Raw genomic sequence first — 14460 nt, 5'->3', positions numbered from 1 at the left:
CCCATCCCCCAGGCGAGGAGCGACCTGTGCCGACCGAGACGCGCGCACCCGACACCGCCGCCCGGCCCGTGCCCGCCCGCCAGGCGCGCCCGAGCCGGCGGGCCACCCCCGCCGGAGCGGGACGCCGTACCCACCCCATGTGGTTCCTGGCGCCCGCCTTCGCGATCCTGTTCGTCTTCTTCTTCCTGCCCACCCTGTTCAACTTCGTCTACGCCTTCACCGACTGGTCCAGCTTCAAGAGCGACATCCGCCCGGTCGGCTGGGACAACTTCGCCGACCTGCTGTCGGACGGCACCATGTACGGCGCGCTGCGCGTCACGCTGGTCTACGCCGTCCTGGTCGCGGTGTTCCAGAACCTGTTCGGCTTCGGCCTGGCCGTCCTCCTGGAGCGCGACACCTGGCTCAACCGGGCCGCGCGCCTGGTGTTCCTCATCCCGGTGCTCATGTCGGCGCTGGCGGTCGGCTACGTCTTCCAGGCGCTGCTCAAGCCCGACGGCAGCCTGAACGACCTGCTCGGCGGCCTGCTCGGCACGCCGGTGACCATCCCGTGGCTGGGCGACACCACCTGGACCCTGGTCGTCGTCGCGGTCATCCACGCCTGGAAGTGGATGGGCCTGTCCATGCTGATCTACCTGGCCGGGCTGAAGACGATCCCCGAGGACGTCACGGAGGCGGCCCGCATCGACGGCGCCACCGGCCGGCAGGCGTTCTGGTCGATCCGCTTCCCGCTGCTGGCGCCGGCGGTCACCTTCAACGTGGCCACCGCGCTGCTGGGCTCCATGAACGGCTTCGACATCGTCCAGGCCACGACCGGCGGCGGCCCCGCCCGCAGCACCGAGATCCTGAACATCTTCATCTACCGCACCTTCGGCCAGGGCCTGTTCGCGCAGGCCACCACGATGAGCCTGGTGCTGTTCCTCATGGTCGCGCTGCTGGCCTTCCCGGTCATCCGCGTCCTGCGCAAGAGGGAGGAGATCCTGTGACATCCCCCGCCCGGGGCGTCGCGGCGCGGCTGCGGCCGCCGGCCGTCGTCGCCCTCGTCGTGCTCGTCATGGGCCTGCCGCTGTGGCTGGTCGTCGTGACGGCGGCCAAGTCCCAGGGCGAGGCCCTGTCGCCGGACCTGTCGCTGCCGTCCCGGTGGCTGCTCTGGGAGAACCTGGCGCAGGTGTGGCAGCAGGGCGACGTGCCGAAGGCGTTCCTCGGCAGCGTGCTGGTCGTCGCGCCGTCGGTCGCGCTGGTGCTGACGTTCGGCTCCATGGCGTCGTGGGTGCTGGCCCGGCGGGCCACCCGCCTCAACGCCGTCCTCTACGCGTTCGCGATCAGCGGCATCGTGCTGCCCCCGGCCGTGGTGACGATCGTGCTGCTGCTGCGGCAGCTCGGCCTGGCCGGCAGCGCCGTCGGCATGGTCGGCGTCTACGTCGGCATCTACCTGTCCACGGTGATCTTCTTCGTCACCGGGTTCGTGCGCACGGTGCCGCTGTCGATCGAGGAGGCGGCCCGCATGGACGGGGCCGGCCCGGCGCGCGTGTTCTTCTCCGTCATCCTGCCGATGCTGCGGCCCGTGCTCGCGACCGCCACCATCCTCATCTGCCTGTACGTCTGGAACGACGTCTTCTACGCCTTCTTCGTCGTCGGGGGCCGGCTCGACACGCTGCCGCTGAACCTGTTCCAGGTGGCCAACGCCGGCCTCTACCTCAACAACTGGCACCTGATCTTCGCGTACATCATCCTCATGAGCCTGCCCCTGCTGGTGGTGTTCGCGGTGGCCCAGCGGCGCATCATCTCCGGCATCACCGGCGGCGCGGTCAAGTGACGGCGGGCAAGTGACGGCGGTCAAGTGACGGCGGGCAAGTGACGGCGGGCAAGTGACGGCGGGCATGGGAAAGGGCGGGCCATCCGGCCCGCCCCTCACCCGGTGCGACAGGTCAGCGCGCGGCCGCGCCCGCCCGCCGCTTCGTCCACACGTCGAAGGCGACCGCCGCGAGCAGGACGATGCCCTTGACCAGCATGACGCGCTCGCTCGGCGAGCCGATGAGCGACATGCCGTTGTTGATCACACCCATGATCAGGCCGCCGGTGATGGCGCCGACGACCTTGCCGACGCCGCCCTGGACGGCCGCGCCGCCGATGAAGGCCGCGGCGATCGCGTCCAGCTCGAACGAGTTGCCGGCCGTCGGACCCGCCTGGTTGAGCCGGCCGGCGAAGATGATGCCGGCCACGGACGCCAGCACGCCCATGTTGACGAAGATCCAGAACACCACGGACTTGACCTTGATGCCCGACAGGACCGCCGCCTGGAGGTTGCCGCCCACCGCGTAGATCCGGCGGCCGAACACCGACCGGTTGGCCAGCAGCGAGTAGCCGAGCACCAGCAGGGCCAGCAGCACCAGCACCCACGGCAGGTTGCGGAAGCGCGCGAGCTGCACCACCACGGCCATGATGAGGACGGCCGCGGCGACGATCTTCAGGGCGAAGACCGGCAGCGGATCGACGCTCTGGCCGTAGCCGGCGCGGGCGGTGCGCGTGCGCCACTGGGCGCTGGCCATGCCGACGATGGCCAGCACGCCGATCAGCAGGCTGAACAGGTCGGCGCCGCCGAGCGGGCCGAGCCCGACGTTGCCCAGGTAGCTGTCGGTGAAGCCGTTCGACAGGGTCCGCACTGCGTCGGGGAACGGGCCGATGCCCTGGTTGCCGAGCACGGTCAGCGTGAGCGCCCGGAACAGCAGCATGCCGGCGAGCGTCACGATGAACGACGGGATGCCGAAGTAGGCGATCCAGTAGCCCTGCCAGGCCCCGATCAGGCCGCCCACCACCAGGGTGAGCACCAGCGCGATCGGCCAGGGAACCCCGTAGTTCACCATCAGCACGGCCGACACGGCGCCCGTGACCGCCACCACCGAGCCGACCGACAGGTCGATGTGCCCGGCGATGATGATCAGGATCATGCCGATGGCCAGGATCAGGATGTAGGAGTTCTGGACGACGATGTTGGAGATGTTCTGCGGCTGGAGCAGGGCGCCGTCGGTCAGCACCGAGAACAGCACCACGATCAGCGCGAACGCGATGTAGATGCCGCTCTGGCGGATGTTGATGGACAGGCCGCCGAGCTTCAGCCGCCCGGGCGGGCTCTGCTCGCCCTTGTCGTCCCGTCCCGAACCCGCCTGGAGGTCGGCGGGGATCGTACTGCTGCTCATCCGGACTTACTCCTGTCCCATGGTCATGTGATGCATCAGGCGTTCCTGCGTCGCCTCCTCGCGGGGCAGCTCACCGGTGACCCGGCCCTGCGACAGCGTGTAGATGCGGTCGCACAGGCCGAGCAGCTCCGGCAGCTCCGAGGAGATGACGAGGACCGCCTTCCCCTCGTCGGCGAGCTGGTTGATGATCGTGTAGATCTCGTACTTGGCGCCGACGTCGATGCCGCGGGTGGGCTCGTCGAGGATGAGCACGTCGGGATCCGTGTAGATCCACTTCGACAGCACGACCTTCTGCTGGTTGCCGCCGCTCAGCTTGCCCACGATGCTCTGCACGCTGGGCGCCTTGATGTTCATGCTGCGGCGGAACTCCTCGGCGACCTTGTACTCCTCGTTCTCGTTGACCCAGCCGCGCTTGCTGAGCCGGGTGCCGAGACTCGCCGAGGAGATGTTCCGCTTGATGTCCTCGATGAGGTTGAGGCCGTACCGCTTGCGGTCCTCGGTGGCGTACGCGATGCCGAGCCGCACCGCGTCCTGCACGTTGCGGATGTGCACCTCGCGGCCTTCCTTGAAGACGCGGCCGGAGATGCCGACGCCGTAGGTGCGGCCGAACAGGCTCATCGCCAGCTCGGTACGGCCGGCGCCCATGAGCCCGGCCAGGCCGACGATCTCGCCCCGGCGAAGCGTGAGGCTGGCCTTGGAGACGACCTGCCGGTCGGGCTGCGACGGGCTGTGCACCGTCCAGTCCTCGACCCGCAGGACCTCCTCGCCGATGTGCGACTCGTGCGGCGGGAAGCGGTTGTCCAGGTCGCGGCCGACCATGCCGGAGATGATCCGGTCCTCGGTCACCTGGCCGCTCGCCATCTCCAGGGTCTCGATCGTCTGCCCGTCACGGATGATCGTGATCGAGTCGGCGATGTCGATGATCTCGTTCAGCTTGTGCGAGATGATCACGCAGGTGATGCCCTCGTCGCGCAGGCCGCGCAGCAGGTCGAGGAGGTGCGCCGAGTCCTGGTCGTTGAGCGCCGCGGTGGGCTCGTCCAGGATGAGCAGCTTCACCTTCTTCGACAGCGCCTTGGCGATCTCCACGAGCTGCTGCTTGCCCACGCCGATGTCGGCCACCTGCGTGACCGGGTTCTCCTCCAGGCCGACGCGCCGCAGCAGCTCGCCGGCCTGGTGGTTGGTGCGGTTCCAGTCGACGAGCCCGCGGCTGGCCCGCTCGTTGCCGAGGAAGATGTTCTCGGCGATGGACAGCTGCGGGCACAGCGCCAGCTCCTGGTGGATGATGACGATGCCGGCGTCCTCGCTGTCCTTGATGCCGCCGAACCGGCACAGCTCGCCGTCGAACTCGATCCGCCCCTCGTAGCTGCCGAACGGGTAGACCCCGGACAGCACCTTCATCAGCGTCGACTTGCCGGCGCCGTTCTCGCCGCAGATGGCGTGGATCTCGCCCCGGCGGACGGAGAGGCTCACCTCGTGGAGCGCGCGCACTCCGGGAAACGTCTTGGTGATGCCCCGCATGTGCAGGATGTCATCGGTCATCGAAGGTCCTTACCGGTGGAGGTCAGCCGAGCTGGGCGGCGGTGTAGTAGTTCGTGTCCACCAGGGCCTTCTGGTAGTTGCTCTTGTCGACGATCATCGGGTCGAGGAGCTGGGCCGGGACGACCTTGTTGCCGTTGTCGTAGTCCTTGGTGTTGTTGACCGCGGGCTTGCCGCCCTTGAGGACGGTGTCGGCCATGGTGACCGTGATCTTGGCCAGCTCGCGGGTGTCCTTGAAGATGGTGGAGTACTGCTCGCCCGCGATGATCGACTTGACGGAGGCCAGCTCGGCGTCCTGGCCGGTCACGATCGGGTAGGGCTGGCCGGCGGTGCCGTAGCCGTTGCTCTTGAGCGCCGACAGGATGCCGATGGACAGGCCGTCGTAGGGGGAGAGCACGCCGTCGACCTTGCTGTCACCGGAGTAGGTCTTGGTGAGGATGTCCTCCATGCGCTTCTGCGCGGTGGCCGGGTCCCAGCGCAGGATGGCGACGGTCTTGAAGTCGGTCTGACCGCTCTTGACCTTGATCGTGCCCTTGTCGATGTACGGCTTCAGCACGGACATGGCGCCGTTGAAGAAGAACGTGGCGTTGTTGTCGTCGGGGGAGCCGGCGAACAGCTCGACGTTGAACGGGCCCTTGGCGCTGCCCTCGGAGCCGTCGGCGTTGAGCACCTTGAGGCCGACGAGCAGGGAGGTGGCCTGCTGGACGCCGACCTTGAAGTTGTCGAAGGTCGTGTAGTAGTCGACGTTCGGGCTGTTGCGGATCAGGCGGTCGTAGGAGATGACCGGGATCTTGTTGTCGGCGGCCTGCTGGAGCTGCGTGGTCAGGGCGGTGCCGTCGATCGAGGCGATGATCAGGAGCTTGGCGCCCTTGGTGATCTGGTTCTCGATCTGGTTGACCTGGGTGGGGATGTCGTTCTCCGCGTACTGGAGGTCGACCTTGTAGCCGAGCTTCTCCAGGCTGGACTTGACGTTGTCCCCGTCGTGGATCCACCGCTCGGAGGACCTGGTCGGCATGGTCACGCCGATCAGGGCCCCGCTGGTGGTGCCGGAGGACGCCTGCTTGTCGACGGTCTTCTCACTCGATCCGCACGCCGCGACGGTGGCGGTGAGTGCGAGGGCTGAGACGACCGTCGCGATCCGTCCGAATCTCATGTGTGTGTCTCCTTGCGGGGTTGCGCGTACGCGAAGGGGCCGCCGGACCTCCGGCCACAGCGGGGGGTACCTCTCCCGCGAGTGGCGCGGCGGGAGCGGTGGGTCGTCGTGTCCCCGGCACGGGAACGTCCAGGTGGGCGCTCCGATGGAATGGTCCGAAACCCACGTGCCGTGGACCGACCTGCGGTAGGATAAGCCCGGTTTGTGGCATTTCGTGACACCCCACCTGCGTTGATCGCCGTTGAGGACAACGTGCCTAAGGCCATGAGTGTTATCGCTAACAATTTGCCTGTCAACGGTGTGCGATAACGTCTCGGAAACAGACCATTCACATTCCGGGTCGCTCTTGTGCCTGGTAGAGGACGTGTGAGGCCCGGCTCCGCCGCCGAAACCGGCGCTCCGGGGCCCTGGGCAGGCGATCATCCCATGTGAGCGAGAACACGCGGCCCCCGCGAGCGGCCTCGGGCCCGGCGGCAGCCCGTAAGGTGTGGTGTGCGCGTCCGCGCGGTGTGCCGTAGTGTTCGCGAGTCTCAGGTCTTCGCGGGTCTTCGGTCTTCGCGGGTCTTCGCAGGACTTCGCGCACGAGCGGCGGGAGGTGAGGATGGCGCGCATCGTCTTCGTCGGCGCCGGCAACGTCGAACTCGTGCGCAGGGTGCTCTCCGACCTGTTCCTCGCCTCCTCGCTGCGGGGGCGCCTGGAGGTCGTGCTGCATGACGACGACCCCGCCCACCTGGCCACGGCCGAGGCGCTGGTGCGCGCGCTCGACGCCGAGGCCGGCTCGGCGGCCGTGGTCACCGCCTGCCCCGACCGGCGGCGCGCCCTCGACGGCGCCGACTTCGTGATCAGCTACGTCGACCGGGGCGGGTTCACGGCCTCGCTGCGCGACTTCGAGATCCCCCGCAGGTACGGCCTGCGCCAGACGATCGGTGACACCATCGGCGTCGGCGGCATCTTCCGCGGCCTGCGCGCCATCCCCTTCTTCGTCGAGCTGGGCCGCGAGATGGCCGAGCTGTGCCCGGACGCGTGGCTGCTGAGCTGCAGCGACCCCATGGCCATGATCGGCTGGGCGGTGGAGGAGGCCACCACGTTCGAGCGCTTCGCCGGGGTGTGCCACGCCGTCTGCGACACCCACGCCTACCTGGCCGACCTCGTCGGCCGCGACCTCGACGAGGTGACGTTCCTCAGCGCCGGCCTCAACCACCAGTCGTTCGTGCTGCGGTTCGAGGCCGGGGGCCGCTCGCTCTACCCGGAGCTCGACGCGCTGCTGGCCGCCGACCCCGACCTGGGGCGGCACGTCCGGACCGAGATGTACCGCCGCTTCGGCCACTTCCCGACGCAGTCCAGCGAGCACGCCGCCGAGTACGTCCCGTGGTTCATGCGGCACGCCGAGGAGACCGAGCGCCTCGGCGTGCAGATGGAGGAGTACCTGCGCCGCCTCGGCCAGGACATGCACGCGTACGAGGAGACGCGCCGCGCGCTGTCGGCCGGCCGGCCGCAGCTGATCAGGTGGCAGCACCAGGAGCCGGCCGCCGCCGCGATCCTCGCCACGCTGACCGGCCGGGAGAAGGAGGTCTACGTCAACGTCCGCAATCGCGGCCTGATTGGCAACCTGCCGGAGGGCTGCTGCGTCGAGGTGCCCGCCACGGTCGACGCCACGGGCATCCACCCCCGGCCGGTGGGCGACCTGCCGATCCAGCTCGTGGCGCTGCACCGGACGTTCCTCAACGTCGTGGAGCTGACCGTGCGTGCCGTGCTCGACGGCGACCGGCGGCACGTCCACCACGCGGCGATGCTCGACCCGAACGCCGCGGCGACGCTGCCGCTGCCCGCCATCGAGGCGATGTGCGACGAGCTGATCGACGCGCACGGGGAGTTGCTGCCGGAGGCGATCCGCCGATGATGGAGTCGATGCCGACCGAGGTGCGCCGTGAGCGCATGCTCGGCATGCTCATGGAGCAGGAGTTCGCCCGGGTGGCCGAGCTCGCGGAGGCGTTCGGCGTGTCCACCGTGACCGTCCGGGCCGACCTCGACGCGCTGGAGGAGCAGGGCCGGGTGCGCCGGGTGCGCGGGGGAGCGGTCGCGGCCGGGTCGCCGCCGCGGGTCGAGCCGTCGTTCGAGCTGTCGCTCGGCACCGCCGCCGTGGAGAAGGCGCTGATCGGCAAGGCGGCGGCGCGGCTGGTCGCCTCGGGCGAGAGCGTGCTCATGGGGGCCGGCACGACCACCGCGTACGTGGCCAGGGAGCTGGTCGCCCGCGCCGACCTCACCGAGGTCACGGTCTTCACCAACGGGCTGCGCACGGCCCTGGAGCTGGAGCCCGCGCTGCCCCGCTTCGCCGTCGTCGTCACCGGCGGCAGCCTCCGCCGCCAGCAGCACTCCCTGGTCGACCCGCTCGGCACCCGCATCCTGGAGGGCATCCGGGCCGACACCGTGTTCCTCGGCTGCGGCGGCGTCCACCCGGAGGCCGGCGTCACGAACGTCAACCTGCCCGACGCCGAGATGAAGCAGCGGATGCTGCGCGCCGCCGGCCGCCGCGTGGTGGTCGCCGACTCCTCCAAGCTCGGCAAGGTGGAGATGGCGCCGGTCTGCCCGCTGTCCGAGGTGGACCTGCTCATCACCGGCGAGTCCGCCGACGCGTCGGTGGTGGCGGTCCTGCGCGAGCGCGGCCTCAAGGTGGACCTCGTCGGCTGACGCGCGAACGCCCGCCCGGTTGTCCGGGCGGGCGTCCGCGGGGTGGACGGGCGTGGGGTCGATGGGCGTGGGGTCGACGGGTGCGGCTGGACGGGCGTGGGCCGGGCGAGGTGGTGTCAGTCCGCGAGCGTGACGCGCAGGGACTCCGGCAGCAGGTCGCCGTGGGCGAGTGTCAGGTCGTCGCACATCCGCCAGATCGCGTCCAGCGACAGCGTGGCCGAGGCGTTCGGGTCGGCCATCACCGCGTGCCGCACATGCTCGGGCCGGCCCTCCTCGGCCGCCCGCACGGTCAGCTCGTTGACGTTCACGTACGACCGGTTGAGCGCCGCGCACTGCGGCGGCAGCGCGCCCACCCGGGTCGGCATGACCCCCGAGGAGTCCACGGCGCAGGGCACCTCGACCACGCAGCCGGGCGGCAGGTTCGAGATGAGGCCGTCGTTGACCACGTTGCCGTACACCACGCGCGGCACGCCGGTCACCAGGCTGTGGATGATCTGCGGCGCGTACTCGCCGGTGCCCTCGACGGACAGCTCCCCGCCGTGGCGCACGATGTCGCGGGTGCGCTTGTACTCGCGGATGTTCTCCTCGCTGATGCCGACGTACGCGCCGACCGGGATACGCAGCCGGTCGATCTCGGCGTCGTGGTGCAGCAGCCACGGCACGTACTCGGAGGAGTGCTCGCTCGTCTCGGTCGGGTAGTGCCCGAGCCGCCGGTACATCTCCACCCGGACCCGCCGGCGCAGCTGCGGATCGGCCTCCACCGCCGCGTCGAGCCGCCGGTACAGGTCGGCGCCCTCGTGCTCGAACCGCAGCACCCACGCCTGGTGGTTGACGCCCGCCGCCAGGTAGGTGATCTCCTCGTACGGCACCTTCAGCAGCTCGGCCAGGTCGTGCATCGTCCAGTACACCGAGTGGCAGAGGCCGACCACGCGCCGCACCCTGCTCGCCAGGTACCAGACGTTCATGGCCATCGGGTTGGTGTAGTTGAGCAGCAGGGCGTCCGGGCAGACGGCGCCGATGTCGGTGGCCAGCGCGTCCAGCACGGGGAACGTGCGCAGGGCGCGGAAGACGCCGCCCACGCCGATCGTGTCGGCGATCGTCTGGCGCAGGCCGTAGCGGGCGGGGATCTCGAAGTCGGTGACGGTCGCGTCGTGCCCGCCCACCTGGATCATGTTGATCACGAAGTCGGCGCCGTCGAGCGCGGCCCGCCGGTCGAGGCTCGCGGTGATCTCGGGGCGGGCGCCGCGGGCGGCGGCGATGCGCCGGGCCACCGCCTCGGCCACCTCCAGCCGCTCCGGGTCGATGTCGTGCAGCGCGATCCGGACCTCCCGCAGCTCCGGATAGGCGAGCAGGTCGGCGATGAGGCCGTGCGTGAACACGACGCTGCCCGCGCCGATGAAGACGATCTTCGGGTTTCTCATGAGGTGGCTTCCTCCCAGGTCGGCTGCGCCGCTGTGCCCCCCGCGGCTCGGGTGGAGAGGGTGCCGCAGGCCACGGCCACCTCAAGGCTCCGCCGTACGGGCAGGCCACGCAGACGGGACGCGATCAGGCCCGCGTCGAAGCTGTCGCCCGCGCCGACCGTGTCCACGACCCCGGCCGGGCCCTGGTGAGCCGGCGGCGGCGGGGCCGGGACGCGGAGCGGCTCGCCGTCCACGATCGTCAGGGCGCCCTCAGCCCCGCACTTGACCACCGGCGTCGTGCCCCGCGCGGCCAGCTCGCGCAGCGCCTGCCCGAGCTCGGGGACGCCCGCGATGGCCAGGGCCTCGCGCTCGTTGGGCAGCAGGACGCCGGTCAGCGGCAGCACCTCCTCCAGCCCTTCCCAGCGGCCGGACGGGTCGTCGTTGGTGTCGAGCGAGGTGGTGGCGCCGGCGGCACGGGCCGCCCGGAACAGGTCCGGCACCCCCTCGGCCAGGCGCGGCTGGAGGTAGAACGAGGAGACGTGCACGTGCGCCACGCGCGCGAGGAGCTCGGGCGGCACGTCGCCGGCGGACGTCCGGCCGAGGCAGCCGGGCGCGGTCAGGATCGCCCGGTCCTGCCCGTCGGCCAGGATGACGGTGAGCGCGGTCGCCGCGCCGGACTCGACCACGCAGGCGGAGACGTCCACCCCGCGGCGTCCGAGCGTGTCCAGCACGAACGCGCCGGCTGGGTCGTCGCCCACCCGGCCGGCGAAGGCGACGCGCAGGCCGAGCCGGGCGGCGCCGCACGCGGTGATCGCGCCGGAGCCGCCGAGCACCAGGTCGCCGGCGTCCACCAGCTCCTCGCGCTGACCGAAGGCGGGGCGGCGGGGTGCCCCCGAGACGATCACGTCCGGGTTGGCGTCGCCGACGACGAGCAAGTCGAAGTCCGAGAGGGCCATGAGGAGGACGGTCCCAGCACCTTCGTTATCTTGTCAATACTTTCGCAATGCATCCGGTATTGCCGACGAAGAGGTGATTGCGCGAAGGTATTGACAAGCTTTCGAAAGTCGCCATGATGGGCTGAACCACGGCCGCTCCACCGGCCCGCCCCCGCCCCCCAGGAGGTTCGGAGATGCTGCGACGACCGGGCGCCCGCACCGCGCCCGCCGGGGTCCCACCGGTGGCGGGCACCGGCCCACATCCGGGACCCGACGCCGGCCCGGCACCGTCCCGTCACGGGCCCGCCCCCAGGGAGCCCGTCCCCGGTGAGCCCGCCCCCGGGCCAGGTCACCGGCGAGCACCCGGCACGCGCGGAGACGGACGGCTCGCCGCCGCTTTCCTCGCGCCCGTGCTGCTGGGATTCGGCCTGTTCTACCTGTATCCGGCGCTGCGCGGCGCCTGGTACTCGATGACCGACTGGAACCTGCTGTCACCACCGCGCTTCATCGGCCTCGACAACTACGCCCGGCTCGTCCAGGACCCGCTGTTCTGGAACTCGCTCAAGGTCACCGCAGGGTACGTCATCCTCAACCTCGGCATCCAGCTCCTCGCCGGCCTCGGCCTGGCCGCGCTGCTGGACCGGCTGACCCGCTCCCTGGCCCTCCGCTCCCTGCTCCTCATCCCGTGGCTGGTGCCCAGCGTGACCACCGGCCTGCTGTGGATGTGGCTGCTCGACGCCAACCTCGGCTTCGTCAACCACCTGCTGACCTCCGTCGGCCTGCCCAACCAGGGCTTCCTCACCTCCCCGGACCTGGCGCTGCCCAGCGTGGCCGTCATCACCTCGTGGAGCGGCACCGGCTACACGGCGCTGCTGCTGTACGCGGGGATGCTGCTGGTGCCCCGGCACATCTACGAGGCGGCGGCCCTCGACGGCTCCGGCGAGATCCGCACCTTCTTCCGCGTCACGCTGCCGCTGATGCGGCCCATCCTCGCGTTCGTGCTCGTGGTGTCGCTCATCGACTCGTTCCAGCTCTTCGACGCCGTCGCCGTCACCACCAAGGGCGGCCCCGTCAACGCCACCCGGGTCGTCTACTACTACATCTACGAGCAGGCGTTCACCCACTTCAAGATGGGCTACGCCTCCGCGCTGGCGTTGAGCCTCGTGCTCGTCCTCGGCGTGCTGACCTTCGTCCAGATGCGCCTGCTGCGCGCCTCCACCTCGGACCTCACATGAACAGACCGCTCCGGGGCCGGATCGGCCGCCCGATCGCCTGGGCCTGCCTGATCCTCGCCATCGTGATCTCCCTGTTCCCGCTCTACTGGATGCTCCGCACGGCGATCACGCCGGGCCGCGAGCTGAGCGGGGACACCGCCGGGCTGCTGCCCCGGCACCCGACGCTGTTCAACTTCCAGCGGGTGCTCGGCCTGGCCGGCCGGGAGGAGGCGCGGGCGGCCGGCGGATCCGGCGCCGACCTCGACTTCTTCCTCTACCTGCGCAACTCCGTCCTCTACACCGGGCTCATCACCGCCGTGCAGACCATCCTCTGCGCGATGGCCGGCTACGCCTTCGCCCGGCTCCGCTTCCCCGGCCGGGACCTGCTGTTCGGGGTGTTCGTCGCGGCCCTCATGGTCCCGCCGATCTTCACGCTGCTGCCCAACTTCGTGCTCGTCAAGGAGCTCGGCTGGCTCGACACCTTCCAGGGTCTCGTCGCGCCCAGCATGCTCATGACGCCGTTCGCGGTGTTCTTCCTGCGCCAGTTCTTCCTCGGCGTGCCGCGCGACGTCGAGCAGGCCGCCCTCATCGACGGCGCGGGCAAGGGGCTCATCTTCTGGCGGGTGGTGCTGCCGATGAGCCGGGGGCCGCTGCTCACCCTGGCCCTCACCACCGCGGTCTGGACCTGGAACGACTACCTGTGGCCCCTGCTGGTGGCCCCCGGCGAGGAGACCCGGGTGCTGACGGCGGCGCTCGGCATCTTCCTCAAGCAGTCACCGAACACCGCGCCGGACTGGACCGGCCTCATGGCCGGCTCCGCCCTGTCGATCATCCCCGTGCTGCTGCTCGTGGTCTTCTTCGGCCGCCGGCTCGTGGACTCCATCCAGTTCTCCGGCATGAAAGGTTAGCGATGAAAAAGGCGCATCTGGCGGCGGGCGCGCTGCTGCTGCTCACAGCGGCATGCGGCGGCGGCTCGGGTGGCTCGGGCGGCTCCGGCTCAGCGGATGATCCGGTCACGATCTCGTACGCGCTCTTCGACGACGCCCAGCAGGCCGGCTACCAGCGGTGCGCCGACGCCTTCCAGAAGGCGAACCCCGGGATCACCATCAAGATCACGCAGGCCGCGTGGGACCAGTACTGGCAGAACCTCACCACCCAGATGGTCTCCGGCAGCGCCCCCGACGTGATCACCATGCAGGCGTCGTACTACCCGCAGTTCGTCAAGAACGGTCAGCTCCTCGACATCGAGCCCATGGTGCGGGCCGACAAGGTCGACCTCGGCCAGTACCGGCCCGGCCTGGCCGAGCTGTGGCTCAAGGACGGCAAGAGGTACGGCCTGCCCAAGGACTGGGACACGATCGCGATCATCTACAACGCCACCCTGGCCAAGAAGGCCAAGCTCGACCTGAGCGACCTCACCTGGAACCCCCAGGACGGCGGCACCTTCGAGAAGGCCATCGCCAAGCTCACCGTCGACAGCTCCGGCCGCCACGGCGACGAGCCCGGGTTCGACAAGTCCAAGGTCGCCGTGTACGGCATCACCCCGGAGCTCAAGGACGACGGCCTGGGCCAGAACGGCTGGGGCGACCTGGCGGTCTCCAACGGCTTCTCCTACATCGACAAGAACCCGTTCGGCACCCGCTACTTCTACGACGACCCCAAGCTGGCCGAGACCATCGCCTGGTTCAAGGGGCTGATGGACAAGGGGTACGCGGCGCCGTACGACAAGGTCAGCTCGCTCGGTCCCGACGCGGTGCTCGGCTCCGGCAAGGCGGCGCTCGGCATCACCGGCTCCTGGACGATCAAGTCGTACCTGGAGTCCACGGAGCAGAAGTTCGCCTTCGCCCCGCTGCCGACCGGCCCGCAGGGCCGCAAGTCCGCCTTCAACGGCCTGGCCGACAGCATCTACGCGGGCACCAAGCAGCCCGAGGCGGCCTGGAAGTGGGTGAAGTTCCTCGGTTCCACCGGCTGCCAGGACATCATCGCGGACACCGCCGTGGTCTTCCCCGCCATCTCCTCGTCCACCCAGCGCGCGATCGCGGCGCACAAGGCGGCGCACCGGGACATCAGCGCCTTCACCACGGTGGCCGACGCGCCCGGCGGAACGTTCCTGCTGCCGGTCAGCGACCACGCCGACGAGATCAACCAGATCGTGCTCACGGCGCTGGAGGAGGTCTGGCTCGGCCAGAAGGACGCCCGAACCGCCCTGACCACGGCCAACCAGCAGGTCAACGCCCTCTTCGCGAACGACTGACGCCCCGCCCGAGCGCGCGGTGCGCCGCACCCTCGCCGCAGCCCCGCCGCACCCTCGCCGCAGCCCCGCCGGGCCCGCTGCCGGGC

12 protein-coding genes are annotated in these 14460 nt (G+C 70.2%); 7 read left to right on the top strand and 5 right to left on the bottom strand.

The window, feature by feature from the left end:
* Window positions 1–26: 26 nt before the first annotated feature.
* Both ABZS51_RS24745 and ABZS51_RS24740 read left to right on the top strand, forming a co-directional pair.
* Entirely contained in the window at window positions 27–983 is a 957-nt protein-coding gene (locus tag ABZS51_RS24745; RefSeq protein ID WP_355445286.1) for a sugar ABC transporter permease, read from the top strand.
* The gene (locus tag ABZS51_RS24740) at window positions 980–1813 is read left to right on the top strand and encodes a carbohydrate ABC transporter permease (protein ID WP_310712692.1); all 834 of its coding nucleotides are present in this window, start codon (window positions 980–982) and stop codon (window positions 1811–1813) included. Before ABZS51_RS24745 ends, ABZS51_RS24740 begins: the two co-directional genes overlap by 4 nt.
* 112 nt (window positions 1814–1925) lie before the next feature.
* Here the strand turns inward: ABZS51_RS24740 and mmsB are convergent, their stop codons facing one another.
* Genes mmsB through chvE form a run of 3 tightly spaced genes read right to left on the bottom strand, consistent with a single transcriptional unit; the run spans window position 1926 to window position 5883 of the window.
* Window positions 1926–3194 (bottom strand): multiple monosaccharide ABC transporter permease, encoded by a 1269-nt coding sequence (gene mmsB / locus ABZS51_RS24735; RefSeq protein ID WP_355445283.1) that lies wholly within the window; start codon window positions 3192–3194, stop codon window positions 1926–1928.
* Between the two features lie 6 nt (window positions 3195–3200).
* Window positions 3201–4733 (bottom strand): multiple monosaccharide ABC transporter ATP-binding protein, encoded by a 1533-nt coding sequence (mmsA, locus tag ABZS51_RS24730; RefSeq protein ID WP_310712695.1) that lies wholly within the window; start codon window positions 4731–4733, stop codon window positions 3201–3203.
* 22 nt (window positions 4734–4755) lie between these two features.
* Entirely contained in the window at window positions 4756–5883 is a 1128-nt protein-coding gene (gene chvE, locus ABZS51_RS24725; protein ID WP_310712697.1) for a multiple monosaccharide ABC transporter substrate-binding protein, read from the bottom strand.
* 601 nt (window positions 5884–6484) lie between these two features.
* Between chvE and ABZS51_RS24720 the strand changes: the two genes are divergently transcribed.
* Together ABZS51_RS24720 and ABZS51_RS24715 are read left to right on the top strand one after the other, a co-directional pair.
* Window positions 6485–7783 (top strand): alpha-glucosidase/alpha-galactosidase, encoded by a 1299-nt coding sequence (locus ABZS51_RS24720; protein WP_355445279.1) that lies wholly within the window; start codon window positions 6485–6487, stop codon window positions 7781–7783.
* An 8-nt stretch (window positions 7784–7791) separates the two neighbouring features.
* Window positions 7792–8571, top strand: a complete 780-nt coding sequence (locus tag ABZS51_RS24715; RefSeq protein WP_310712700.1) for a DeoR/GlpR family DNA-binding transcription regulator — start codon at window positions 7792–7794, stop codon at window positions 8569–8571.
* A 116-nt stretch (window positions 8572–8687) separates the two neighbouring features.
* On the opposite strand, the gene ABZS51_RS24710 is transcribed toward ABZS51_RS24715, so the two are convergent.
* Window positions 8688–9992, bottom strand: a complete 1305-nt coding sequence (locus ABZS51_RS24710; RefSeq protein ID WP_355445276.1) for an alpha-glucosidase/alpha-galactosidase — start codon at window positions 9990–9992, stop codon at window positions 8688–8690.
* Window positions 9989–10927, bottom strand: coding sequence for a carbohydrate kinase family protein (locus tag ABZS51_RS24705; RefSeq protein ID WP_355445273.1), 939 nt, complete (start codon window positions 10925–10927; stop codon window positions 9989–9991). The genes ABZS51_RS24710 and ABZS51_RS24705 overlap by 4 nt, the downstream gene beginning before the upstream one ends.
* 389 nt (window positions 10928–11316) lie before the next feature.
* Here ABZS51_RS24705 and ABZS51_RS24700 point away from each other — a divergent pair, with 389 nt between their 5' ends.
* From ABZS51_RS24700 to ABZS51_RS24690, 3 genes are read left to right on the top strand one after another with little or no spacing between them, the layout of a single operon-like run.
* Window positions 11317–12141 (top strand): sugar ABC transporter permease, encoded by an 825-nt coding sequence (locus tag ABZS51_RS24700; protein ID WP_355445270.1) that lies wholly within the window; start codon window positions 11317–11319, stop codon window positions 12139–12141.
* Window positions 12138–13028, top strand: a complete 891-nt coding sequence (locus tag ABZS51_RS24695; RefSeq protein WP_310712706.1) for a carbohydrate ABC transporter permease — start codon at window positions 12138–12140, stop codon at window positions 13026–13028. Before ABZS51_RS24700 ends, ABZS51_RS24695 begins: the two co-directional genes overlap by 4 nt.
* 2 nt (window positions 13029–13030) lie before the next feature.
* On the top strand, window positions 13031–14374 hold the full coding sequence (locus tag ABZS51_RS24690) for a sugar ABC transporter substrate-binding protein (RefSeq protein WP_355445267.1): 1344 nt from the start codon (window positions 13031–13033) through the stop codon (window positions 14372–14374).
* The last annotated feature ends 86 nt before the right edge of the window (window positions 14375–14460 follow it).

The sequence above is a fragment of the Nonomuraea sp. NPDC005501 genome (genome assembly GCF_040605905.1).
Classification (GTDB): Bacteria; Actinomycetota; Actinomycetes; order Streptosporangiales; family Streptosporangiaceae; genus Nonomuraea.
The sequence above is the reverse complement of the archived record's forward strand: the minus strand, read 5'-3'. Positions and strand labels throughout refer to the sequence as shown.

Excerpts from the sequence above, each read along its gene's own strand:
- mmsB (WP_355445283.1), bottom strand. The coding sequence starts at position 3,194 with ATGAGCAGCAGTACGATCCCCGCCGACCTCCAGGCGGGTTCGGGACGG.
- mmsA (WP_310712695.1), bottom strand. The coding sequence starts at position 4,733 with ATGACCGATGACATCCTGCACATGCGGGGCATCACCAAGACGTTTCCC.
- chvE (WP_310712697.1), bottom strand. The coding sequence starts at position 5,883 with ATGAGATTCGGACGGATCGCGACGGTCGTCTCAGCCCTCGCACTCACC.
- ABZS51_RS24720 (WP_355445279.1), top strand. The coding sequence starts at position 6,485 with ATGGCGCGCATCGTCTTCGTCGGCGCCGGCAACGTCGAACTCGTGCGC.
- ABZS51_RS24715 (WP_310712700.1), top strand. The coding sequence starts at position 7,792 with ATGCCGACCGAGGTGCGCCGTGAGCGCATGCTCGGCATGCTCATGGAG.
- ABZS51_RS24710 (WP_355445276.1), bottom strand. The coding sequence starts at position 9,992 with ATGAGAAACCCGAAGATCGTCTTCATCGGCGCGGGCAGCGTCGTGTTC.
- ABZS51_RS24705 (WP_355445273.1), bottom strand. The coding sequence starts at position 10,927 with ATGGCCCTCTCGGACTTCGACTTGCTCGTCGTCGGCGACGCCAACCCG.
- ABZS51_RS24695 (WP_310712706.1), top strand. The coding sequence starts at position 12,138 with ATGAACAGACCGCTCCGGGGCCGGATCGGCCGCCCGATCGCCTGGGCC.
- ABZS51_RS24690 (WP_355445267.1), top strand. The coding sequence starts at position 13,031 with ATGAAAAAGGCGCATCTGGCGGCGGGCGCGCTGCTGCTGCTCACAGCG.